Genomic DNA, 22,712 nt, shown 5'->3' on the forward strand with positions numbered 1-22,712 from the left:
TAGTGTTTCGGTGGTCATAGCGTTAGGGAAACGCCCGGTTACATTTCGAACCCGGAAGCTAAGCCTTTCAGCGCCGATGGTACTGCAGGGGGGACCCTGTGGGAGAGTAGGACGCCGCCGAACAATTTTTATGCCCCGGCTCCTGGACTTATGTCCAGGAGCCGGGGCTTTTTTGCGTTTAGGGTCGGAGCATGCGATACGACCTCATCATCTTCGACAACGACGGCGTGCTCGTGGACAGCGAGCCGATCTCCAACAACATCCTGGCCGGCTATCTGACCGAGCTCGGGCACCCCACCTCGTACGACGACTCACTGCGCGACTACATGGGGGCCGCCGTGCACCGGGTGCACGACCTTGTGCTGGAACGGACCGGGCGGCAGCTGCCGGAGAACTTCGACGAGACCCTGCACGCCCGCATCTTCGCCGCTTTCGAGCGCGAGCTGACCCCGGTGGCCGGGGTGGCGGAAGTGCTGGGCAAACTCGTCGCGGACGGGGTGCCCTACTGTGTCGCCTCCTCCGGCACCCACGAGCGGATCCGGGTCGGGCAGATGGTGACCGGGCTCGACGAGTGGTTCGAGGACAGCTGGATCTTCAGCGCGCAGGACGTCGGGCGCGGAAAGCCCGCACCGGACCTGTTCCTCTACGCCGCGGAACAGATGGGCGTACCCGCGGACCGCTGCGCGGTGGTCGAGGACAGCCCACTGGGGGTGGCGGCGGCCAAGGCGGCGGGCATGGACGTGTACGGGTTCACGGCCATGACTCCTGCCGAGCGGTTGACCGGGGCGACCGGGTTCTTCTCCGACTTGGGGGAGCTCCGAGGATTGCTTGTGTGATCCATCTACCCATGGGTAAGTGACAGGCCTACGCTGTGCGGCCATGACAGACACGCGCCTGCGGCACGGCAGGGCCTCCTTGGGTTTGAGCTTCTTCACGCAGGGCGTGGCCTTCGCGCTTCTGGTGACCAGGCTGCCCGCCATCCAGGACCGGTACGGGATATCCGACGGGCTGCTGCCCGTCTTCCTGGCCGCCGTGCCGATTCTGGCGGGCGTCGGCAGCGTCGCCACCGAGCAGTTGGTGAAGCGGATCCCGCCCAGTGTGGTGCTGAGGTGGTCGCAACCGGTGGTGCTGCTGGCGCTGCTCGGGGTCGGGTCCGGCCGTGAGGTATGGCAAGTCGCTGTCGCGCTGGGGGCGTTCGGGCTGGCCGTGGGGGCGCTGGACGCGTCGATGAACATGCTGGGGGTGAGTCTTCAGCGGATGTACGGGCGTAGCATCATGCTCGGCTTCCACGCGACGTACAGCCTGGGTGGGATCGTGGGTGCTTCGCTCGCCTGGGTCGGCGCGCGTGCGGAGTTGGCGCTGTTCGTCTCGTATCTGCCGGTGGTGGCCGTGTTGTTGCCGGCCGCGCTCATCGGTAGTCGGTGGTACGTCGACGGGGTGGCCGCGTCGCCGGTGGAACCCGTGCGGGCGGGCGAGAAGAGTGCGCCCGAGGTCGGGTTCAAGCTTCTGCTGCCGCTGTGCCTGGTGATGACCTTCGCGTACATCGGGGACTCGACGGTCTCCAACTGGAGTGCCAAGTACCTCCAGGACGTGCTCGGTTCGTCCGAGCAGACGGCGACCCTTCCGTACAACATCTACATGGTCACGACGCTGCTGGGCCGGGCCGTCGGGGACTTGGGGGTGCGGCGCTTCGGGGCGGTGGCCGTGGTGCGGTGCGGGACTGTGCTGGCCGCGGCGGGGTTCGGGGTGGTGGCGCTGGCGCCCGGGGTCGGCGTGGGGATGGTCGGGTTCACGATGCTGGGGCTCGGGCTGTGTGTGATCGTGCCGCAGACGTTCGCGGCGGCGGGGCGGATGTTCCCCGGGGCGAGCGACGCGGCCATTGCTCGGATCAATGTCTTCAACTACGTGGGATTCCTGGTCGGGGCGCCCTTGGTGGGGGCGCTCGGGGACGCGTGGAGCTATCGGGGCGCGATGCTCGTACCGATGGTTCTGGTGCTGGTGACGCTGGTGTACGCCCGGTCGTTCGCCACTGAGGGCGACCGATACGGTGGCGGGCATGAGCGGGCGCGCACTGTTGATGTGGGATGACGCGGTAACGGGATACAACTTCGGGGCGAGCCACCCGATGGACCCGGTGAGACTCGACCTGACCATGGGGTTGGTGCGGGCGTACGGGCTCGACCGGGCGGTGGACGTGGTGGCCGCGCCGGCGGCCGGCGATTCGACGCTGCGGCTCGTGCACCGCGAGGACTATGTGGCGGCGGTACGGGCCGCGTCGGCGGATCCGCGGGGTGCGGACGGATCGTACGGGCTCGGGACCGTCGACGATCCGGCCTTCGCCGGGATGCACCAGGCGGCGGCGCTGATCGCCGGGCAGTCGGTGGGGGCGGCGGAGGCTGTCTGGCGGGGGGAGGCCGCGCACGCGGTGAATTTCGCGGGCGGGCTGCACCATGCGATGCCGTGGAGTGCGGCGGGCTTCTGCATCTACAACGACGCGGCCCTGGCGATCGCCAGGCTGCTGGAGCTGGGGGCCGAGCGGGTCGCCTATGTGGATGTTGACGTTCATCACGGCGACGGGGTCCAGGCAGCGTTCTGGGAGGACCCTCGGGTGCTCACGATCTCGCTGCACGAGCATCCCCGGACACTCTTCCCGCAGACCGGGTGGCCCGAGGAGACGGGCGGCGGCGCGGGGGAGGGCGGCGCGGTGAATGTGGCGCTCCCGGCGGGGACGGGGGATGAGGGGTGGCTTCGGGCGTTCCATTCGGTGGTGCCGGAGCTTTTGGCGGATTTCCGTCCTCAGGTGCTGGTGACTCAGCACGGCGCGGACACACATTTCGACGACCCATTGGCGCACCTGGCGGTTTCGCTCGATGCGCAGCGGGCGGTGCAGGCGGCGTGTCATGACCTCGCGCACGAGTACGTGGAGGGCGGGTTGTGGGTCGCGCTCGGTGGGGGCGGGTACGCGGTGGTGGACGTCGTACCGCGGTCCTGGACGCATCTGGTGGCGATTGCGGCGCACCGGCCGATCGAGCCGGAGTCGGTGATTCCGGCGTCCTGGCAGGACGAGGTGTACGCGCGGACGCGGCAGTTGGGGCCGGGGAGGATGACCGACGGCCGGACGCCGGCCTGGCGGGGGTGGGATACGGGGTACGACCCTGCGGATCGGCTGGATCAGGCGGTGTTGGCGGCGCGGCGAGCGGTGTTTCCGTTGCGGGGGATGTTGCCGTAGCGGGGGATGCGTGGGTGGGGCTTGGTCGGGGTGTGGGCTCGAGGGTAGGTGCGGGCTGGGTGTTGGTGCGGGTGGGCCGCTGCGCGGGGCTTTCCCCTACCCGCCCCTTCCCGAAACTGGGGCTCCGCCCCAGACCCCGGTCCTCAAACGCCGGACGGGGCTGAAATGGGCGGGGTGGGGTGGGAGTGGGCAGGACGGCAGGACGGGGCCCGGTCCCAGGCGTCGGACGGGCTGGGAGTTGTTGGGTGGGGTGGGTCTCTGTGGTGCCGTACGCCCCTTGGGCCCCGGGAGCGTACGGGCTGTTACGCCAACTGTGCGGTGTATCCGGGGTTTTGGTACGGGGCGCGGGGGATTGAGGGAGCATGTGGCGGGTGTTGAGTACCGGCGCGTTGCGTGCGCATCTGTTGGCGGCTCGGTTGGCCGGGCCCGTGGCCACCTCTCGGGAGGTGAGCCTGCGGAGTTACCGGGCCTTTGCCGCCCGCGATCCCCGTGTACTGCTCGGGCTGGAGCCCGAACTGCCCTGGGGTGCGCGTGATGTGATGGCTCTGATGGCCGAGAAGTGCGGGGTGTCGGACGATCCCGCGCATACGGTGGGGCCTGATGTGATTGACCCCGAACGGACATTGGCGGCGCTGGGTGCGTTCGCCGGGCGGCTGGGAGAGGCCGCCGCGCGGAGATCGACGGTGCTCTTCGGGACCGGGCATCCGCACCGACTGCTCGGGTTCTACGCCGCGTTGGCAGACGCTTTGTCGGCGGCGGGGTGCGTCGTGCTCACCTCCGCGCAGGGGCGATGTATCGACATAACGACCCGGTTCGGCGTACGCACGTACAACCTTGACTACGTACGGGGAGTCGCGCTGATGCGCGAACCCGGCGCGCGTGGGCCCGCGAGTGAGACCGGCGCACACTCCCATTCCCCCCTCCCGATTCGGGTCGCGCTGGCCGCTGCGGCCGAGGGTGACGGACCCCTCCCCGAGCTGGTCGTCGGAGACCACGGATGGGTCTGCGGCGCAGGTCAGCTCGGCATTGAGGCCATCGGCCTGGCGGATACGGACGACCCCGCGCTGTTCGTCGGAGAGGCCGAGGGGCGGGTGTCCGTCGCCGTTCCGCTTGATGACGCTGTGCGGTCTGATTACTACCGACCGCTTACTCGCTATGTACTCAATCGAGCGTGTCTGTCACAGTAGGCGGCCGATGGCTGCTCCTCTTCCCCACTCGCATCACCCGCCCCTAGTCTGGGGAGTGAGCGCACAACGACGAAGAGTCACCGGAGGGGAAGCCGGTGCGCGTCGGGTGCGGAAGGTACAGGTGGGTCATGGCTGCTGGCAGCGAGAGGCCTCTCAATGAGGTCAAGTTTCTGACCGTCGCGGAAGTCGCTTCGGTAATGCGAGTGTCGAAGATGACCGTGTACCGCTTGGTGCACAGTGGTCATCTGCCGGCGATCCGGGTGGGCAGGTCCTTCCGGGTTCCGGAGCAAGCGGTTCACGAGTACCTCCGCGAGTCCTTCGTGGGGGTGGAAGCGGGCTGACGTCCACCTCGGATTACCTCCCTCACCCGGTGGCGGGTAGGCTAGGCCCTCGTAGGTCGTGTGGGCCCAGACGCCCCGCACCGAGTGAAGAGAAGTGAGCGAGGGTAGTCGTGGGCTCTGTTATCAAGAAGCGGCGCAAGCGGATGGCCAAGAAGAAGCACCGCAAGCTGCTCAAGCGCACCCGTGTTCAGCGTCGTAACAAGAAGTAAGCGACAGCTGTACGTGAACCGCAGCCCCTCCACCGTCCTGGTGGAGGGGCTGCGGTGCGTTTACGGTGTGACGCACGGGGTGGCTGCGGTCACCTCGGGTGCGGTGCGGTCATCACAGCGCGACAACCAACCGCTACGGTGGCGCTAGGGGACCTAGGGAAGGCGCTGATCTTGGGCAAGGTCGTGCTCGTCACAGGTGTGGCCCGGCAGCTGGGGGGCCGTTTTGTGCGGCGTATCCAGCGTGATGCCGACGTGGACCGGGTGATCGGTATCGACGCCGTTTATCCCGAGCACCACTTGGGCGGCGCCGATTTCGTGCAGGCGGACATCCGCCAGGCCGGCATCGCGCGTGTTCTCGCCGAGCACCACGTGGACACCGTCGTGCACATGGATGTCACAGGTATGCCGCTGAGCGCGGGCAGCCGCACGTCGGTCAAGGAGACCAACGTCATCGGCACCATGCAGCTGCTCGGCGCGTGTCAGAAGTCGCCCACGGTGAAGCGGCTCGTGGTCAAGTCCAGTACGAGCGTGTACGGATCGGCGCCCCGTGACCCCGCCGTCTTCACCGAGACCACGTCTCCCAAGTCGCTGCCGAGCGGCGGCTTCGCGAAGGACGCGGTCGAGGTCGAGGGGTATGTGCGGGGCTTCGCGCGGCGCCGGCCCGATGTGGCCGTGTGCGTGCTGCGCTTCGCGAACATCCTGGGGCCCTGCGCCGACTCCCCGCTGGCCGAGTACTTCTCGCTGCCGGTGCTGCCGACGGTCTTCGGCTACGACCCGCGGCTCCAGTTCGTCCACGAGGACGACGTGATGGATGTCCTGCGTATCGCATCGCACGACCCGCAGCGCGGGACGCTGAACAGCGGCACCTTCAATGTCGCGGGCGACGGGGTGCTGCTGCTGTCGCAGTGCTCGCGGCGGCTCGGCCGGCCGACCGTGCCGGTGCTGCTGCCCGCCGTCACATGGGTCGGGTCCGCGCTGCGGACCATCGGGATCACGGACTTCTCTCCCGAGCAGATTCGTTTGCTCACGCACGGCAGGGTGGTCCGGACGACCCAGATGCGGGAGACACTGGGATTTGCCCCCAAGTACACGACGGCGGAGACCTTCGCGGACTTCGCGCGCAGCCGGGGCGCGGGGCTGCTGCCGCCGGAGGCAGTGGCCCGTGGCGTGGACCGGCTCTCCACTCTCGTCAACAAGGAGCGCACCTGACATGGCCGATGCCAAGGTCATCCCCTTCGGTGATGAACCGAGGACGAGGCGAGCAGCCAGGCCCAAGGCCAAGGACGCCGCCGCGAAGGACCCCAAGGCGAAGCGGGCCTCCGGGCGCAAGGGCGGGGCGCTCGCGCCCGTACCGGAGCAGCAGACGGCGCCGGACGACGCGGTGCTCGGCGCGGAGCCCGAGGGCGGTGGGCGCGGGGCCACGGGCTCGGTGGACTTGGCCGGCCCGGCGGGATCGGCGGGCGAGCCGGGTGCCGGCGGCTGGGACCGGCGGATCGCGGGCGGGCTCGCGTTCCTGAGGCGGCGGCTCACCGGTGACTACGAGGTCGATGAGTTCGGTTACGACGAGGAGCTCACCGACAAGGTCCTGATGTCGATGATCAGGCCCATCTACGAGAAGTACTTCCGGGTGGAGGTGAAGGGCGTCGAGAACATCCCGTCGGAGGGCGGGGCGCTCATCGTCGCCAACCACTCGGGGACGTTGCCGCTCGACGGGCTGATGCTTCAGGCCGCGGTGCACGACAACCATCCGGCGGGGCGGCACCTGCGGCTACTCGCGGCAGATCTTGTTTTTATGCTGCCCGTCGTGAACGAGCTGGCCCGCAAGGCCGGGCACACGCTGGCCTGTGCGGAGGACGCGGAGGAGCTGCTGCGGCGGGGTGAGGTCGTCGGGGTGATGCCGGAGGGCTTCAAGGGGATTGGGAAGCCGTTCAGCGACCGGTACAAGCTGCAGCGGTTCGGGCGGGGCGGGTTCGTTTCGACCGCGCTGCGGGCGGGGGCGCCGATTGTGCCGTGTTCGATCGTGGGGGCGGAGGAGATCTATCCGATGATCGGCAACTCGCGGACACTGGCGCGGGTGCTGGGGATTCCGTACTTCCCGATCACGCCCACGTTTCCTTGGCTGGGGCCGTTGGGGGCGGTGCCGTTGCCCACCAAGTGGACGATTCAGTTCGGGGAGCCGATTCCTACTGCGGGGTATCCGGCGGAGGCGGCGGAGGATCCCATGCTGATGTTCAATCTGACGGATCAGGTCCGGGAGCAGATTCAGCACACGCTGTACAAGTTGCTGGTGCAGCGGCGGTCCGTGTTTTTCTGAGTGGGTGCGGGCGGTGCGGGCTGGGTGTTGGTGCGGGTGGGCCGCTGCGCGGGGCTTTCCCCTACCCGCCCCTCCCCGCAACTGGGGCTCCGCCCTCAGACCCCGGTCCTCAAGCGCCGGACGGCTGAGGTGGGCCGGGGTGGGGTGGGAGTAGCCGGTTCACGCCCCGCTCCCGGTCCTCAGGCGCCGGATGGGCTGGAGTGGGCGGGGTGGGGGAACGCGGGGGCGGTCCCACGGGTTGGTCCCGGTCCTCAGGCGCCGGACGGCTGGAGTGGGCGGGGTCGAGGCGGGTGGGGTGGGGCGAAGTGGTCGGGCTACCTGCCGGTCCCCGTCCTCAAGCGCCGGGTCGGGTGACATGGTCGGCCCTGCGGTGGGTCTCGAACTGCGTGTGGGGCCCACTCTTCTCAGGAAGAGTGGGCCCCACACGCACATCCGTCGTTCTACGGCACGTCCTCGCCTTCGATGCCCAAGCCCGGGAGGATGCCCGGGAGCAGCGGGGGGAGGGTCACTTCCGGGGTGGGGGGCTTGTTGGTGCCCCTGCCCGGGGGTGGTGACTGGGTGGTGGGTTCGCTCTTCGGGGGGTCGAGCAGGCCGCCCGTCCCGCCGCCCAGCAGGCCGTCGTCCTTGGAGCTGTCCGGTGCGGACGGCGGCTGCGGCTTGCTGTTGTCACCTGTGCGGCCGCCGGAAGAGGCGGGCGTGGAGGGTGCCGGGCGGTCCGTACCGGACGAGCCGGTGCGGTCCTGGGTGGAGCTCGGGCGCTCGGGGCTGCGGCCCGACTCCGGGGTGCGGGGCAGCAGTGACTGCAGCGGTGCGACGTCTTCGTCTATGGCGGCGAAGACCGAACTCACCTGGTTGCCCACATCGGCCAGCTGCACCGGCAGCCGGTCGCGGAGGCTGCTCCAGGCGTCCCGGTGGGACTTGGTGAAGGACGACAGCGTCTGTATGGCGCCGATCGAGCCGTCACGCTCGTACGCCCGGTGGAGCAGGCGATGGCCTTCACCGGCGTCGTGTGTCATTCCGCGTAGCGTGTGTCTTACTTCGCCCAGTTGCTCATGGTCCAGATCCGATACCCGGCCACGCTCCATGAGGCGACGTGCCTCCTGGAGACGGGTGGACGCCTGGTCGAGGTAGATCTCACCCCGGTCGGCGTCGTCACCCGCCAGGCCGAGCTTGACGTCTTCCATGCCGCGCTTCAGCCCGTACAGCGAATCACCTGGCAGGGCGTCGGAGCTTGCAGCGGCTACTCCGCTGAAGGCTCCTGCGGCCACACCGACGGTGAGTCCGCCCGCGGCAATGCCCTTCGACCAGCGGGAGCGGGGGCGCAATTTCCGGAGCGTGGCCCGATGGGCGCCGCGCCCTGTGCGCTGTTCGGGCACTTGCGGGCCCGCCGGCGCACCACCTTCGGCGACCATGGCTTCCATGGCGGCAATGAGCTGCGCCCGTTGCACCACTTTGACCTCTGGATCCAGCTGCGGTGACGGCAGTTCGCCGAGACCGTTCGCCAGGGTCAACAGCCGTCCTTGAGCCGGCCCTTCGGCCGTGGCCTCGGGCTGATCTGCCGCCGCGCCCTGGGGATTCTGATCCTCCAGGGCCTGGGCGAAGGCGTTCGCCCGCCGGTGTGCCGAGACATTCGCGATCACTGGCGGCACCTCCTCTCGTCATGACGATCGACTCCCCTGGGGGTCCGGAAGATTGCACGCCATGAGCACATCCACTCGATTGAGTGAGTGGCTGCGGACATGGCGTGACCGCAGGGAGCCTGCATCCCGCACAACGAGCGCCGTGGCACTTGGGTTACGCGCGAAGGATGATCGGACCACAGCGTCATCGAGGCGTCACCAACTGTGAGTTGTGGTCGACCGGTCGGCGGATGGCGGCGGGCGTCAGCGGGCGTCAGCGGGCAGGAGACGGGCGAGGGTGCGGACGGCCCGGTACTGCAGCGTCTTGATCGCCCCCTCGTTCTTGCCCATCACGCGGGCCGTCTCGGCGACCGAGAGGCCCTGCAGGAAGCGCAGGGTCACGCATTCCTGCTGTTGCGGGTTGAGCTTGCGGACTGCTTCCAGCAGCGCCGCGTTCGAAAGGGATTCGAGGACGGAGTCCTCCGGGCTGCGCTCGACCTCGTTCGCGTCGAGCATTTCGCCGGTGGTCACTTCGAGGCGGAATCGGCTCGATTTGAAGTGGTCGGCGACCAGGTTGCGGGCGATTGTGACCAGCCAGGCGCCGAAGTCACGGCCCTGCCAGGTGAAGGTGGAGATCCTGCGCAGGGCGCGCAGGAACGTCTCGCTGGTGAGGTCTTCCGCGGTCGCCTTTCCGCCGACGCGGTAATAGATGTAGCGGTAGACCGTGTCGCTGTACTGGTCGTAGAGGCGACCGAACGCGTCGGCCTCGCCGGCCTGAGCGCGTTCTACGAGGTCCATCATGCGGGCGCTGTCGCTGTCGGCACTGGGCCGACGGGCGGTGGACGTGCCGGTGCCCGAACCGGCGCCACGGCTGCGTCTGCCGACCGCCGCACCGCCGTCGGCCAGGGCGTAGCAAGGGCCGACAAGTGCAGGGGTGGCAAGGGCGGGGACGGCGTACGCGGTGGGGACGAAGCCGCGCAAGCGGTCGCCGACCGTTGCGCGCAGCGTAGCCAGGCCCGAGGCGTCAACCCCGACGTGTGGGTACACGGGACTCCCAGAGGCAGAGCTTCCATCACGTGCAGTGCGGGTCCGTTCGCTCATCGTATTGATGAGCAGGTTCCCGTATGCGTCTGAGGAGAATAACGCTTCGTACAGGCAGTGCTACACCCAGTTGCGGAAATCACCGGTTCAGTCGCTTCTGTAGCGTCTAAGTGGCGGATCAAGTCGCGGATTGTGACCGTTTATTGATCATTTCGCTTCGGTAGCTGAGTGTTTGCTGGATCTGTTGTGCCCGAGTGGAAGTGCTGGGACTGGCGGGGGGCGCAGGGGGTAGAGACCCGGATTGCCCATCGGTACGCGCGCGCTCCCGCCCTGCGGGGCGCCGGCCCCGGCCGCCGTGCGGGCCGGGTCTGTCCGGCGATCGGGGCCGGACAGACCCTAGCGGCGGCGGCGGTGCAGGGCCATGGCGGCGGCGGTGCCGCCCGCGATGGCGCCGAGGCCGGCGGCCGCCGGGATGCCGACCTTGGCCGCCTTGCGCCCGGTCCGGTAGTCGCGCAGCCGCCATTCGCGGTCGCGGGCGTACCTGCGCAGCTTGGAGTCCGGATTGATGGCGTACGGATGTCCGACGAGCGAGAGCATCGGGATGTCGTTGTGCGAGTCGCTGTACGCCGCGCAGCGGGCCAGCTCCAGGCCTTCGGCGGCGGCCAGGGCGCGGACGGCCTCGGCCTTCGCGGGGCCGTGCAGCGGCTCGCCCACCAGCCTGCCCGTATAAACGCCGTCGACGGACTCGGCGACCGTGCCGAGCGCGCCGGTCAGGCCCAGGCGGCGGGCGATGATCGTGGCGGTCTCGACGGGGGCGGCGGTGACGAGCCAGACCTTCTGGCCCGCGTCGAGGTGCGCCTGGGCCAGCGCGCGGGTGCCCGGCCAGATGCGCTCGGCCATGTACTCGTCGTAGATCTCCTCGCCGATGGACATCAGCTCGGAGACGCGATGGCCCTTGACGATGGACAGAGCGCTGTCACGGGCGTCCTGCATGTGCTCGGGGTCCTCGACGCCGGCCAGCCTGAACCAGGCCTGCTGCCAGGCGAAGCGGGCCAGCTCCTGGCGCTCGAAGAACTTCCGCTTGTACAGACCGCGACCGAAGTGGAAGATCGCGGCGCCCTGCATCACGGTGTTGTCGAGATCGAAGAACGCGGCGGCGTGTACATCGCCGGCGACGGGGAACTCGGGTTCCGGTGGGGTGACGGACGAGGTCGACCCGTACGCGCCGAGTCCTTCCAGCGCGTCGAGTTCCTGCGACGTCTTGCGTGCTGCCTCGGCTGCTGCCTCTCCCGCCAGCACACTCCGCGCGGTGGCGGAGCGCCTACGGGGGGTGAGCCATCCCAGTGCGGCCATGTCGTGAGCATAGCCAGTCTGTTCGGTAGTTCCGGACGAGCGGGGATGCGGTGACGTGAACTCTCTGGAACCACGGCGTTACACGGCCGAACGCGATGCGGCAGCACAGGGCCACAATGGCGGTATGAGCCCCCTGCTGAGGCGTACGAAGAAGAGGCCCGACGAGCGATTGGTCACGTTGGTCGGCAAGCCCGGCTGTCATCTCTGTGACGACGCGCGCGCCGTGGTCGCCGCGGTGTGCGAGGAGGTGGGCGCGGCCTGGGAGGAGAAGGACATCACGCGGGACGAGGAGCTGCACCGGGCGTACTGGGAGCAGATTCCGGTGGTGCTGGTCGACGGTGAGCAGCACACCTTCTGGCGGGTGGATGCGGCCAGACTGCGCAAGGCGCTGGGGGGCTGACCGAAACCCGGCTACCATCGTGGGCGATTTGAGCGGTCCCGGGGGCGTGGACGTGAGGAGTGTGTACGGCTTTGCCCCCTTCGGGTCTTCAGCGAGGCCGCGTGGTCCGTGGTTCCGGGACCGGGCGAGCGCGCTGCGTGACCCCGGTCACTTTGCTTGGACAAATCAGACATCATCTTTGTGCACGCGTTCACAAAGGCATAGCCTGCAGTCGACGGGGCGGTCCTGGGACATACGGCCGCCTGCAGCCCCGCTCATCCCGCAGGAGCACCGTGGCAACTGGCCGAACTCACCGACCGGCGACCCGTAGCCGAGGCATTCCCGAGGCCACCGTCGCCCGACTTCCGTTGTACTTGCGCGCCCTGACCGCTCTCTCCGAGCGCTCGGTCCCCACGGTCTCCTCCGAGGAGCTGGCCGCGGCCGCGGGGGTCAACTCCGCGAAGCTGCGCAAGGACTTCTCGTACCTGGGCTCCTACGGGACGCGCGGGGTCGGATACGACGTGGAGTACCTCGTCTATCAGATCTCCCGCGAGCTCGGCCTGACCCAGGACTGGCCGGTAGTCATCGTCGGCATCGGTAACCTCGGCGCCGCGCTCGCCAATTACGGCGGGTTCGCCTCCCGCGGCTTCCGGGTCGCCGCGCTCATAGACGCGGACCCCGAGATGGCGGGCAGGCCCGTCGCCGGGATGCCCGTCCAGCACACCGACGAACTTGAGAAGATCATCGAGGACAACGGCGTCTCCATCGGCGTGATCGCCACCCCGGCCGGCGCCGCCCAGCAGGTCAGCGAGCGGCTCATCGCCGCCGGCGTGACCTCCATCCTGAACTTCGCGCCCACCGTGCTGACCGTCCCCGACGGTGTCGACGTACGCAAGGTGGACCTCTCCATCGAGCTGCAGATCCTCGCGTTCCACGAGCAGCGCAAGGCAGGCGAGGGTGCCGCCGCAGAGGCAGCCGCCGCTGCCGCCGCGCAGCCCGTCGCGCGCGCCTCCGCGGCGAGCCGGAAGGGACCCGACGGGGACGTTCCCGCCGTGATGCCGACATGAGTCTTCTGGTCGTAGGGCTGAGTCACCGCAGCGCACCGGTGAGCGTGCTGGAGCGGGTGTCGCTGGCCGCGGACACGCAGGCCAAGCTGCTCCAGGACACGCTCGCCTCGGAGCCGGCCGTCGAGGCCGCCGTGCTCGCCACGTGCAACCGCATCGAGCTGTACGCCGACGTGGACAAGTTTCACGCGGGCGTCGCCGAGCTGTCCACGCTGCTCGCCCAGCACAGCGGAGTGGGGCTCGAAGAGCTCACTCCCTATCTGTACGTGCACTACGAGGACCGGGCCGTCCACCATCTCTTCTCGGTGGCCTGCGGTCTCGACTCGATGGTGGTCGGCGAGGGCCAGATCCTCGGGCAGATCAAGGACGCGCTCGCGCGCGGCCAGGAGCTGCACACCGCGGGCCGGCTGATCAACGACCTTTTCCAGCAGGCGCTGCGCGTCGGCAAGCGGGCGCACTCCGAGACCGGCATCGACCGGGCCGGGCAGTCGCTCGTCACCTTTGGCCTCGAACAGCTCGCGGCCGGCGTGCCCACCGCGGCCCCGGTCGCCGAGTGGGCCGGGGGCAAGCGGGCGCTGGTGATCGGCGCGGGCTCGATGTCCTCGCTGGCCGCGGCGACGCTCGTACGCACCGGAGTGAGCGAGATCGTCGTCGCCAACCGGACGCACGCGCGCGCCGAGAGGCTGGCGGAGATCCTGGCCGAGACCGGTGGCCCCGATGTGGTCGTCCACGCCGTACCCATGGACGGCGTGGCACGGGAGCTGACACGAGTCGACGTGGTCGTCTCGTGCACCGGCGCGACCGGCCTGGTCCTGACGGCCGACGACATCGCCACCGCGCTCGGCCTGTCCGCCGTGCCCGCCCTCGCCACTAGCGGCTCCACCGCCGTCGACCAGGGCGAGAGCGCGGCCCCCGGCTGCCCGGTGTCCGCCGGCGCGGCCACCCTGAATCTGACCGACCCCGCTGCCGACCCCGCCCTGGCGGAGGCCGCCGAAGCCGTGGCCTCGCCCGGTGAGAGGGCCGTCCCGTTGCCCGGCGCCCGGCACGGCGGTGGCGTCGACCCGCTGGAGCAGCACGGCGCCTGGGCCGACAAGGGCACGGCCGTCGCGCGGCCCCGCAGGGCCCGGCTCGGGGCCGACGCCGGTGCGCCGGTGCGCCTCGCGCTGCTCGACCTGGCCATGCCGCGTGACATCGACGTGGCGGTGCACGGGCTCGACGGCGTACACCTGGTGGACATCGAGTCGCTCGCGGAAGCCTCCGCGGACGCGCCGATGGCCGCCGACGTTGACCAGGTGCGCTCCCTCGTCTCCGACGAGGTCGCCGCCTTCGGCGCAGCCCAGCGCGCCGCCCAGATCACGCCGACCGTCGTCGCCCTGCGCAGCATGGCCGCCGACGTCGTCGCGAACGAGGTCGCGCGGCTGGAAGGCCGGCTGCCCGACCTGGACGACAAGGAGCGCTCGGAGATCACCCAGACCGTGCGCCGTGTCGTCGACAAACTCCTGCACGCGCCCACGGTGCGGGTCAAGCAGCTCGCGAGCGAGCCCGGCGGCGCCGGGTACGCGGACGCGCTGCGTGAACTCTTCGACCTCGACCCGCAGACGGTCGCCGCCGTCAGCCGGGCCGACCTGAACGACACCAACGGTGGAAATCGAGGCCGGGCATGACCAATGCCTTGAAGCTTGGAACCAGGCGCAGCAAGCTCGCCATGGCTCAGTCCGGACAGATCGCCGAGGCGGTGCGCCAGATCACGGGGCGCCCCGTCGAGCTGGTGGAGATCACCACGTACGGGGACATCTCGCGGGAGCACCTCGCGCAGATCGGCGGTACCGGCGTTTTCGTCACCGCCCTGCGCGACGCGCTGCTCAGCGGTGAGGTGGACTTCGCGGTGCACTCGCTCAAGGATCTGCCGACGGCTCAGCCGGACAACCTGCTGCTCGCCGCCGTGCCGCAGCGCGAGGACGCACGTGATGTCCTCGTCGCCCGGGACGGGTTGACCTTTGAGCAGCTGCCGCCCGGTGCGCGCATCGGCACCGGATCGCCGCGACGCATGTCGCAGCTCAACTCGTACGCGCGTGTCCACGGACTCACCATTGAGACCGTGCCGATCCGCGGGAACATCGACACTCGTGTCGGATTTGTACGAAGTGGGGAACTGGACGCGGTGGTTCTGGCCGCCGCGGGTCTCCACCGCATCGGCAGGATCGACGAGGTGACCGAGTTCCTCTCGGTCGATGTCGTCCTGCCCGCCCCCGGCCAGGGGGCCCTGGCAGTCGAGTGCGCCGCGACAAGCGTCGACCTCGCCGCCGCGCTCGCCGAGCTCGACGACCCGTACACCCGGGTCGCCGTGACCGCCGAGCGATCCCTGCTCGCCGCCCTGGAGGCCGGTTGCAGTGCACCTGTGGGTGCGCTGGCCGACCTGTTGGCCGACGGGCAGGTTGTCAACGAAATGCGCCTGCGCGGTGCTGTCGGTACGCCCGACGGCTCCGAGCTGGTGCAGCTGTCCATCACCGGTCCCGTACCCACGTCGCACAACGACGCGATGACACTCGGGCGCGAACTCGCGTCCGAAATGCTCGCGAAGGGTGCGGCCGGTCTTATGGGGGAGCGAGCACAATGAGCCCCACCTCTGCACTTTCGGCCGCCTCCGCACCCGGGCATGTCACCTTCCTCGGTGCCGGCCCCGGAGATCCGGGGCTGCTGACGCTGCGCGCAGTCGAAGCGCTTTCGAGCGCCGACGTACTGATCGCCGAGCCGCATGTTCTCGATGTCGTACGCGCCCATCTCCGGGCAGGTGTAAGCACACCTCAGCTGACGGCAGTTGACGATGCGTCAAAGGCCGCCGGCATCCCCGCCATCAAGACGCCGCTTACTTCCAGCTCCGTGGTGAATCTTGTCATGGAGGCCGCGAGGGGCGGCAGGCGGGTGGTCCGTGCGGTATCGGGCGACCCGGGTCTCGACGGCAACGCGGGCGAGGAAATGCTCGCCTGCGCCGCCGAGGGCATCCCCTTCGAGGTCGTCCCGGGTGTCGCGACGCTGGTCGGCGTGCCCGCGTACGCCGGTGTGCCGCTGCGCGACCGGCAGGGTGCCGACGTCCGCTTCGTGGACGCCCGCACCGCCGACGCGCGCTGCTGGGCGGAGATCGGCGCCAGCGACGCGACGACCGTGGTCTCCACCACGCTCGACTCGGTCGCCGCCGCGGCCGGCGAACTGGTCTCGGCCGGCCGCAAGCCGGACACCCCGATGACCGTCACCATCGCCGGTACGACGACCCGCCAGCGGACCTGGAACACGACGCTCGGCACGGTCGCCCAGATCCTCAAGCAGGCGAAGGTGCTGCCGTCACCGGACGGCCACCAGCCCGTCATAGCCGTGGTCGGTGAGCGCAGTGCCGCCGCGCAGCGCGACCAGCTCTCGTGGTTCGAGTCCAAGCCGCTCTTCGGCTGGCGGGTGCTCGTACCGCGGACGAAGGAGCAGGCGGCCTCGCTCTCCGACCAACTGCGCTCCTACGGGGCCGTGCCGCACGAGGTCCCGACCATCGCGGTCGAGCCGCCGCGCACGCCCCAGCAGATGGAGCGGGCGGTCAAGGGGCTCGTCACGGGGCGGTACGAGTGGATCGCCTTCACGTCGGTGAACGCGGTGAAGGCCGTCCGGGAGAAGTTCGAGGAGTACGGGCTCGACGCGCGTGCCTTCGCCGGGATCAAGGTCGCGGCGGTCGGCGAGCAGACCGCCGCCTCGCTGGTCGAGTTCGGTGTGAAGCCGGATCTCGTGCCGAGCGGTGAGCAGTCCGCGGCGGGGTTGCTGGAGGACTGGCCGCCGTACGACCCGGTCTTCGACCCGATCGACCGCGTCTTCCTGCCGCGGGCCGACATCGCGACCGAGACGCTGGTCGCCGGGCTGATCGAGCTCGGGTGGGAGGTCGACGACGTCACCGCGTACCGGACGGTTCGGGCTTCGCCGCCGCCGGCGGACACGCGCGAGGCGATCAAGGGGGGCGGGTTCGACGCGGTGCTGTTCACGTCGTCCAGCACCGTGCGGAATCTCGTTGGTATTGCGGGTAAGCCGCACAATGTGACCGTGATCGCATGTATCGGGCCTGCTACGGCCAAGACCGCGGAGGAGCACGGGCTCCGGGTCGATGTGCTCTCGCCGGAGCCGTCCGTGCACAAGCTGGCCGAGGCGCTCGCGGAGTTCGGGGCGCAGCGGCGGGTTGCGGCGCTTGAGGCGGGAGAGCATGTCGCCCGGCCGAGTGAGCGGCGGCCGGGGTCTCGCCGGAGGCGGACGACCTAGAAGGCCGACACGGCGGTACCGAGGGAGTCCGCGCCCATAGCCTTCGGTACGCCCTGCTCGTAGAAGGCGTCGAGTGCCGTGATCGTGAACCCTGCGTTCGTCAGCAGGTCGACGGTCGGCCGGGTGAGGTGGCATCCGCCGAAGAGCCGCTTGTTCACCGGCTCGAGCCGTCGTTGCCAGCGACGTACCCGCTCGTCCTCTTCCGGGGCCAGTCCGTGTTCGAGGAAGTGCAGAGTCCCTCCGGGTTTCAGGACACGCCGCACTTCACGCAGAGCGGTATCGGCATCGGGGATGGTGCACAGCGTCCAAGTGGACAGAGCGGCGTCAAAACTGTCGTCTTCGAAGGGCAACGACTGCCCGTCCAGGCCGGCCCGCCGCACCGGGACCCGTCCCGCCCTGATGCGGTCGTCGGCAAGTCTCCATCCGACATCGGAAGGCTCGACCGCGGCTACGCCGGTGACGGTGGGCGGGTAGAAGGGGACGTTGTGCCCCGTGCCGAAACCGAGCTCGACGACTTCGCCTTTCAGCCCCTCGCAGACCCGGCGCCGCAGTGGTTCGGCTGCCTTCACCCCGCAGGCGACATTGATGATCCGCGGCACCACTTGGTCGGTGTAGAACCCCATCGCGGCCTCCGTGTCTCACTTCCAGCATGGCACCGGACCAGCCTGGACGCATATTGATCCGCTCGGCGAGAACCCGTCTTTGCCCCCCCTGACCTTGGCATTTAACCGATGGATGGCAGCAGCCCTTCGGCGACGTGAGGGTGCGCGCTGTGTCGGATCCATACATTGGGTTCGACGTGGGCCGCGTGGTCATGCCTGGTGTCGCAGTGCACCGGGACCAGGGCGCTGGGCACCTCGACGTCACCGTCTCGGTCGAATCGCGGTTGTGCCACTGCGCGCACCCCCTCCCGGTTGCCACTGCGCCCTGCCCCGGTCCTCAGGCCGGGCGGGTCGAAGCGGACCGGGTGCGGTCCGGCACGGTGTCGGCAAGAGCGTGGCCCGGGGCGGCGTAGCGTTGGCCGTATGACTGTGTACGGATCCTTTCCCGGAGCCCGGCCCCGGCGGCTGCGGACCACTCCTGCCATGCGGCGCATGGTCGCCGAGACTCGGCTGCATCCCGCCGATCTGATCCTTCCCGCGTTCGTACGCGAAGGCATCAGCGAGCCCGTGGCCATCTCCGCCATGCCCGGCGTCCACCAGCACACTCTGGACAGCCTGCGGAAGGCGGCCGTCGAAGCCGTCGAGGCGGGTGTCGCCGGGATCATGCTCTTCGGCGTACCCACGGACGAGAACAAGGACGCCGCGGGGACCGCGGGGACCGATCCGGACGGGATTCTTCAGGTCGCGCTGCGTGAGGTGCGGGCCGAGGTGGGCGACGACCTTGTGGTGATGTCCGACCTGTGTCTTGACGAGTACACCGATCATGGGCACTGCGGCGTGCTCGACGAGCTGGGGCGCGTCGACAACGACGCCACGCTTGAGCGGTACGCCGAGATGGCGCAGGTCCAGGCCGACGCGGGCGCGCACGTGGTGGGTCCCAGCGGCATGATGGACGGCCAAGTCGGCGTCATTCGTGACGCGTTGGACAGTATCGGGAGGGACGATGTGGCGGTGCTTGCCTATACCGCCAAGTACTCGTCCGCCTTCTACGGGCCCTTCCGCGAGGCCGTCGGGTCCTCGCTGACCGGCGACCGTAAGACCTACCAGCAGGACCCCGCCAACGCGCGCGAGTCCCTGCGGGAGTTGGCGCTGGACCTGGACGAGGGCGCCGACATGGTGATGGTCAAGCCCGCCGGTCCCTACCTCGACATCCTGGCCAAGGTCGCGGAGTCCGTGGACGTGCCGGTCGCGGCGTACCAGATCAGTGGTGAGTACGCGATGATCGAGGCGGCGGCCGAGCGGGGCTGGATCGACCGGGAGAAGGCGATTCTGGAGAGCCTCACCGGGATCAAGCGGGCAGGCGCGAACATGATCCTTACGTACTGGGCGACGGAGGTCGCGCGCGGGCTGCGCTGAAATGTGGTGGGGCGGCGGGCCGGGGTGTGTTCTCCCGGACCGCCGCCCTGTCTGTGGGGCTGTGCTGCGTCAGCAGCTCAGGTTCGAGCCTGCCGTCGTGCCGAGGATCCCTACGAAGCGCTGGTAGTTGTTGATACGGCTCTGAACCTGGCCGGGGTTGCCGCCGTTGCATTCCAGGCTGCCGTTGATGCTGCGGATCGTTTCGCCGAAGCCGCGTTGGTTGACCATGGCGTTGTGCGCGGTCATCGTGCCGGGGCCGGTCTGGGTGTTCCAGTACCAGAGGCCGGTCTTCCAGGCGACGGCCGCGTCGTTCTGGACGAGCCACGGGTTGTTCAGCAGGTCGATGCCGAGTGCTTCGCCCGCGGCCTTGTAGTTGAAGTTCCAGCTGAGCTGGATCGGACCGCGGCCGTAGTACGCCGCCTGGCCGGCCGGGCACCCGTAGGGTTGGCTGCGGTCGCAGTAGTGCGGGTAGTTGGCCTGGTTCTGCTCCACGATGTGGACCAGACCGCCCGTCTCATGGCTGACGTTGGCCAGGAACGCCGCGGCTTCCCGCTTCTTGACCGTGTCGCTGCCGGTGTTGGCGAAGCCCGGGTACGCGCTCAGCGCGGCCTTCAGCCCGCTGTACGTGTAGAAGCCGTTCCGGCTCGGGAACATCTGGTTGAACTGCGACTCGCTGACGGGGAAGCCGGTGGGGGCGGGGTCGCCGCCACCGCCGCAGTTGTAGGGCTCCCAGAACCAGGTGCTGATCAGGGGGTCGTAGCCGGGGTTGTCGTGCTCGGCAATGTAGAACTTGCCGTCGGTGTATTTGACAACGTTGCCAGTTACGTACGACGCACCGGCCCGCCAGTTGGGGGCGGTGTCGCAGACGCCGGCGGCGGCCGTGGGGGCGGCGGAGGCGCTGGGGGCGAGGGCTGTCCCCAGTCCGCTTCCGACGAGGATCGCGATCAGCAGCGCCATGATTCGGTGTCTCAGCACTCGATCACTCCTCGGTGGGGGGGGGGGTGGGGGGGCACACTCAAGCGCTCTGACATGATCCAGTCAAGGTATAGACCAATGTGAAGTTAAGTCAGTGTGCACGATCAGGACTTGAGCAGCTCGACCAGCCGCGAGAAACCGTCCGCGCCGTGACCCTCGGCCACCGGTCTCGCGGTGGACGTGGCCGCGGGCTGAGCGCCCTGGGCGACCAGGGGGCCGGTCCTGGCCGCCGAGCGGTTCCAGACGGTGCTGGGGTGACCGGCCGTGAGGAACGCGGCGGCGAGCGCGGTGCCCATCATGCCGAGGCCGATGACGGAAGCGGGGGCGGCGGTGGCGGTGGCGGTGGCGGTGGCGGTGGCGGCGGAATCGGGCATGTAGGGCTCCTTGGAAGGTGTTTTCGGGGTCCCTTTGATCCTGGCCCGGCACTTCCTTTTCGGCACGTACCGACTGAGAAGTGTGTACTTACCAAAAGGTAAGTGTGGTCTGCGCCCCGCTGGTGATCAGCGCCCGGTCGGCGCACCCTGGGAGAGGTACCGCTGGAGGTGATCCGCCATGCAGACACTCGTCGGCTGGCACGTCGAAATGGAGTTCAGCGAGGAAGGCGACCGGACCAGGGCGGCCGCCATGGTGAGGCTCGGCGACGGCACGGAAATACGTGGTCACGGCATCGCCCGACGTCACCCGACCGATTCGGAACAGTTGCGGGTCGGCGAGGAGGTCGCGGGCGCGCGAGCGCTCATGGAGATCGCCTCGCTGCTGCTGCAGAAGGCCCACGCGGAGATCGATGAGGACTCGGGCCGGACGTCGCACGCGCTGATGTGAACGCGTGAACGCGCGAACGCGGACGACCCCCCACCGGTCCGAACCGGCGGAGGGTCGTGCGTGCGCTGCCTGCTGCCTGCGGTCAGAGGCGCTCGGGGGTGCGGATGCCGAGCAGGGTCATGCCCTGGTGCAGGGTGCGGGCGGTCAGGTCGCAGAGGAAGAGGCGGTTCTGGGCCACCTCGGCGGGGACCTCGGGCTTCAGGACCGGGCACTGGTCGTAGAACGTCGTGAAGAGCGACGCCAGTTGGTAGAGGTACGCCGCGAGCTTGTGCGGCTCGTACGACGACGCCACCTCGGCCAGGTTCTCGCCGAACTGGTCCAGATGCAGACCCAACGCCCGCTCCGCCGGGGCCAGTTCGAGCTCGGGGTGAGCGGCGGGCCGGGCCTCGCCCCGCAACCGCAGGATCGACTGGATACGGGCGTAGGCGTACTGGAGGTAGACGGACGTGTCGCCGTTGAGGGAGACCATCTGGTCCAGGTCGAACTTGTAGTCCCGGGCGGCGGACGTCGACAGGTCGGCGTACTTCACCGCGCCGATGCCGATCTGGGCACCGTTCACGACGATCTCTTCCTCGGTGAGGGCGATCTTCTCGTTGTTCTTCTCACGGACGACCGTCGTGGCGCGGTCGACTGCCTCGTCCAAGAGGTCGACGAGGCGTACGGTCTCGCCCTCACGGGTCTTGAACGGCTTGCCGTCCTTGCCCAGGACCGTGCCGAAGCCCAGCTGGTGGGCCTTGATGTCGTCGGTCAGCCAGCCCGCCCTGCGGGCCGTCTCGAAGACCATCCTGAAGTGAAGGGACTGGCGGACGTCCACGACGTACAGCAGCGTGGTCGCCTTGAGGTCGCTCACGCGCTTGCGGATCGCGGAGAGGTCGGTCGCCGCGTACCCGTAACCGCCGTTCGTCTTCTTGACGATGAGCGGGGTCGGGTTGCCGTCCGGGCCCTTCACGTCGTCGAAGAAGACGCAGAGCGCGCCCTCGGAGCGGACCGCGACGCCGGACTCCTCCAGGAGACGGCAGGTCTCTTCGAGCATGTCGTTGTAGCCGGACTCGCCGACGATGTCGGCGTCCCGGATGTCCATGTCGAGCTTGTTGAAGACCGAGTAGAAGTAGATCTTCGACTCGTCGACGAAGCGCTGCCAGTGGGCGCGCGTCTCGGGGTCTCCGGACTGGAGGGCCACCACCCGGTCCCTGGCCCGCTCCTTGAACGCCTCGTCGGAGTCGAAGACCACGCGTGACGCCTTGTAGATGCGGTTCAGGGACGACATGGCCTCCTCGCCGGAGACCTCCTGGCCGTCCTTGTGGTCGAGCTCGTGCGGGTGCTCGATCAAGTACTGGATGAGCATTCCGTACTGGGTGCCCCAGTCGCCGATGTGGTGGCGCCGGATCACCGTCTCACCGGTGAACTCCAGGATCTCGACCATCGCGGCGCCGATCACGGCGGAGCGCAGGTGGCCGACGTGCATCTCCTTGGCCACGTTCGGCTGGGCGTAGTCGACGACCGTGGTGCCGGGGGCAGCGGCGAGCGGCACGCCGAGACGGTCGTCGGCGGCGCGGGCCGCGAGGGTCTCGACGATCGCTCTGTCGGTGATCGTGATGTTCAGGAAGCCGGGGCCCGAGACCTCGATGTCCGCGATGACATCGCCGGTGGGGAGGGACTCGACGACCTTCGTCGCCAGCTCGCGCGGGTTGGCCTTGGCCTTCTTGGCGAGGGCCAGGATCCCGTTCGCCTGGAAGTCGGCCCGGTCGCTTCGTCGCAGCAGCGGGTCGGCGGCGCCGGCCTCCGGCAGGGCTGCCGAGAGGGCGTCCGCGACGCGCTGATTGACGGTCGAAGCGAGGGATTGGACCGAAGCCATGAGCTGCCGTTCCTGTCGA

The 22,712-nt window shown here is 69.1% G+C and carries 21 protein-coding genes, 1 rRNA gene and 1 pseudogene; 16 read left to right on the plus strand and 7 right to left on the minus strand.

Annotation, left to right across the window (positions count from 1 at the left end):
* Positions 1-6: 6 nt before the first annotated feature.
* The 9 genes from rrf (at position 7) to QMK30_RS29685 (ending at position 7,280) form a co-directional block, all read left to right on the plus strand.
* A 5S ribosomal RNA gene (gene rrf / locus QMK30_RS29645) occupies positions 7-123 on the plus strand.
* Positions 124-191: 68 nt separating this feature from the next.
* Positions 192-836: an HAD family hydrolase gene (locus tag QMK30_RS29650; RefSeq protein ID WP_283521404.1), complete on the plus strand. Its 645-nt coding sequence runs from the start codon at positions 192-194 to the stop codon at positions 834-836.
* A gap of 43 nt (positions 837-879) precedes the next feature.
* Positions 880-2,088 (plus strand): MFS transporter, encoded by a 1,209-nt coding sequence (locus QMK30_RS29655; protein WP_283521405.1) that lies wholly within the window; start codon positions 880-882, stop codon positions 2,086-2,088.
* On the plus strand, positions 2,057-3,229 hold the full coding sequence (locus QMK30_RS29660; RefSeq protein ID WP_283521469.1) for an acetoin utilization protein AcuC: 1,173 nt from the start codon (positions 2,057-2,059) through the stop codon (positions 3,227-3,229). The genes QMK30_RS29655 and QMK30_RS29660 overlap by 32 nt, the downstream gene beginning before the upstream one ends.
* Positions 3,230-3,600: 371 nt before the next feature.
* Positions 3,601-4,416: a phosphatase gene (locus QMK30_RS29665; RefSeq protein ID WP_283521406.1), complete on the plus strand. Its 816-nt coding sequence runs from the start codon at positions 3,601-3,603 to the stop codon at positions 4,414-4,416.
* 128 nt (positions 4,417-4,544) lie between these two features.
* The gene (locus QMK30_RS29670; RefSeq protein ID WP_283521407.1) at positions 4,545-4,757 is read left to right on the plus strand and encodes a helix-turn-helix domain-containing protein; all 213 of its coding nucleotides are present in this window, start codon (positions 4,545-4,547) and stop codon (positions 4,755-4,757) included.
* Positions 4,758-4,867: 110 nt separating this feature from the next.
* Complete coding sequence (locus QMK30_RS29675) at positions 4,868-4,966, plus strand: 30S ribosomal protein bS22 (RefSeq protein WP_003948845.1); 99 nt, start codon at positions 4,868-4,870, stop codon at positions 4,964-4,966.
* Positions 4,967-5,137: 171 nt separating this feature from the next.
* Complete coding sequence (locus QMK30_RS29680) at positions 5,138-6,175, plus strand: NAD-dependent epimerase/dehydratase family protein (protein ID WP_283521408.1); 1,038 nt, start codon at positions 5,138-5,140, stop codon at positions 6,173-6,175.
* A 1-nt stretch (position 6,176) separates the two neighbouring features.
* On the plus strand, positions 6,177-7,280 hold the full coding sequence (locus QMK30_RS29685) for a lysophospholipid acyltransferase family protein (RefSeq protein WP_283521409.1): 1,104 nt from the start codon (positions 6,177-6,179) through the stop codon (positions 7,278-7,280).
* A 440-nt stretch (positions 7,281-7,720) separates the two neighbouring features.
* On the opposite strand, the gene QMK30_RS29690 is transcribed toward QMK30_RS29685, so the two are convergent.
* The 3 genes from QMK30_RS29690 to QMK30_RS29700 form a co-directional block, all read right to left on the minus strand.
* Positions 7,721-8,920 (minus strand): DUF5667 domain-containing protein, encoded by a 1,200-nt coding sequence (locus QMK30_RS29690; RefSeq protein WP_283521410.1) that lies wholly within the window; start codon positions 8,918-8,920, stop codon positions 7,721-7,723.
* Positions 8,921-9,163: 243 nt separating this feature from the next.
* Complete coding sequence (locus QMK30_RS29695; RefSeq protein WP_283521411.1) at positions 9,164-9,946, minus strand: ECF subfamily RNA polymerase sigma factor, BldN family; 783 nt, start codon at positions 9,944-9,946, stop codon at positions 9,164-9,166.
* A gap of 390 nt (positions 9,947-10,336) precedes the next feature.
* Entirely contained in the window at positions 10,337-11,293 is a 957-nt protein-coding gene (locus tag QMK30_RS29700) for an HAD family hydrolase (RefSeq protein ID WP_283521412.1), read from the minus strand.
* Positions 11,294-11,417: 124 nt separating this feature from the next.
* Between QMK30_RS29700 and QMK30_RS29705 the strand changes: the two genes are divergently transcribed.
* The 5 genes from QMK30_RS29705 (at position 11,418) to QMK30_RS29725 (ending at position 17,023) form a co-directional block, all read left to right on the plus strand.
* Complete coding sequence (locus QMK30_RS29705) at positions 11,418-11,693, plus strand: glutaredoxin family protein (protein ID WP_283521413.1); 276 nt, start codon at positions 11,418-11,420, stop codon at positions 11,691-11,693.
* A 272-nt stretch (positions 11,694-11,965) separates the two neighbouring features.
* Positions 11,966-12,739 (plus strand): redox-sensing transcriptional repressor Rex, encoded by a 774-nt coding sequence (locus QMK30_RS29710; protein ID WP_283521414.1) that lies wholly within the window; start codon positions 11,966-11,968, stop codon positions 12,737-12,739.
* Positions 12,736-14,400 (plus strand): glutamyl-tRNA reductase, encoded by a 1,665-nt coding sequence (locus QMK30_RS29715; RefSeq protein WP_283521415.1) that lies wholly within the window; start codon positions 12,736-12,738, stop codon positions 14,398-14,400. Before QMK30_RS29710 ends, QMK30_RS29715 begins: the two co-directional genes overlap by 4 nt.
* Complete coding sequence (gene hemC / locus QMK30_RS29720) at positions 14,397-15,353, plus strand: hydroxymethylbilane synthase (protein ID WP_283521416.1); 957 nt, start codon at positions 14,397-14,399, stop codon at positions 15,351-15,353. Before QMK30_RS29715 ends, hemC begins: the two co-directional genes overlap by 4 nt.
* Positions 15,350-17,023: a bifunctional uroporphyrinogen-III C-methyltransferase/uroporphyrinogen-III synthase gene (locus QMK30_RS29725; RefSeq protein ID WP_283521417.1), complete on the plus strand. Its 1,674-nt coding sequence runs from the start codon at positions 15,350-15,352 to the stop codon at positions 17,021-17,023. Before hemC ends, QMK30_RS29725 begins: the two co-directional genes overlap by 4 nt.
* Here QMK30_RS29725 and QMK30_RS29730 read toward each other — a convergent pair.
* The gene (locus QMK30_RS29730; protein ID WP_283521418.1) at positions 17,020-17,646 is read right to left on the minus strand and encodes a class I SAM-dependent methyltransferase; all 627 of its coding nucleotides are present in this window, start codon (positions 17,644-17,646) and stop codon (positions 17,020-17,022) included. The two genes, QMK30_RS29725 and QMK30_RS29730, sit on opposite strands and share 4 nt — an antisense overlap.
* A 402-nt stretch (positions 17,647-18,048) precedes the next feature.
* On the opposite strand from QMK30_RS29730, the gene hemB reads away from it, so the two are divergent.
* On the plus strand, positions 18,049-19,041 hold the full coding sequence (gene hemB / locus QMK30_RS29735) for a porphobilinogen synthase (protein ID WP_283521419.1): 993 nt from the start codon (positions 18,049-18,051) through the stop codon (positions 19,039-19,041).
* A gap of 69 nt (positions 19,042-19,110) precedes the next feature.
* On the opposite strand, the gene QMK30_RS29740 is transcribed toward hemB, so the two are convergent.
* The gene (locus QMK30_RS29740; protein ID WP_283521420.1) at positions 19,111-20,016 is read right to left on the minus strand and encodes a chitinase; all 906 of its coding nucleotides are present in this window, start codon (positions 20,014-20,016) and stop codon (positions 19,111-19,113) included.
* 179 nt (positions 20,017-20,195) lie between these two features.
* A pseudogene (locus QMK30_RS29745) lies at positions 20,196-20,390 on the minus strand (NAD(P)-binding domain-containing protein); the annotation flags it as partial.
* Between the two features lie 178 nt (positions 20,391-20,568).
* On the opposite strand from QMK30_RS29745, the gene QMK30_RS29750 reads away from it, so the two are divergent.
* Complete coding sequence (locus QMK30_RS29750) at positions 20,569-20,838, plus strand: DUF1876 domain-containing protein (protein WP_283521421.1); 270 nt, start codon at positions 20,569-20,571, stop codon at positions 20,836-20,838.
* Between the two features lie 82 nt (positions 20,839-20,920).
* Here QMK30_RS29750 and argS read toward each other — a convergent pair whose 3' ends face one another.
* Positions 20,921-22,693 carry an arginine--tRNA ligase gene (argS, locus tag QMK30_RS29755; protein ID WP_283521422.1) on the minus strand — a complete coding sequence of 591 codons (1,773 nt, stop codon included), beginning with the start codon at positions 22,691-22,693 and terminating at the stop codon, positions 20,921-20,923.
* Positions 22,694-22,712: the final 19 nt, after the last annotated feature.

Origin of the sequence: Streptomyces sp. H27-C3 (assembly GCF_030063415.1) — a bacterium.
GTDB lineage: Bacteria > Actinomycetota > Actinomycetes > Streptomycetales > Streptomycetaceae > Streptomyces.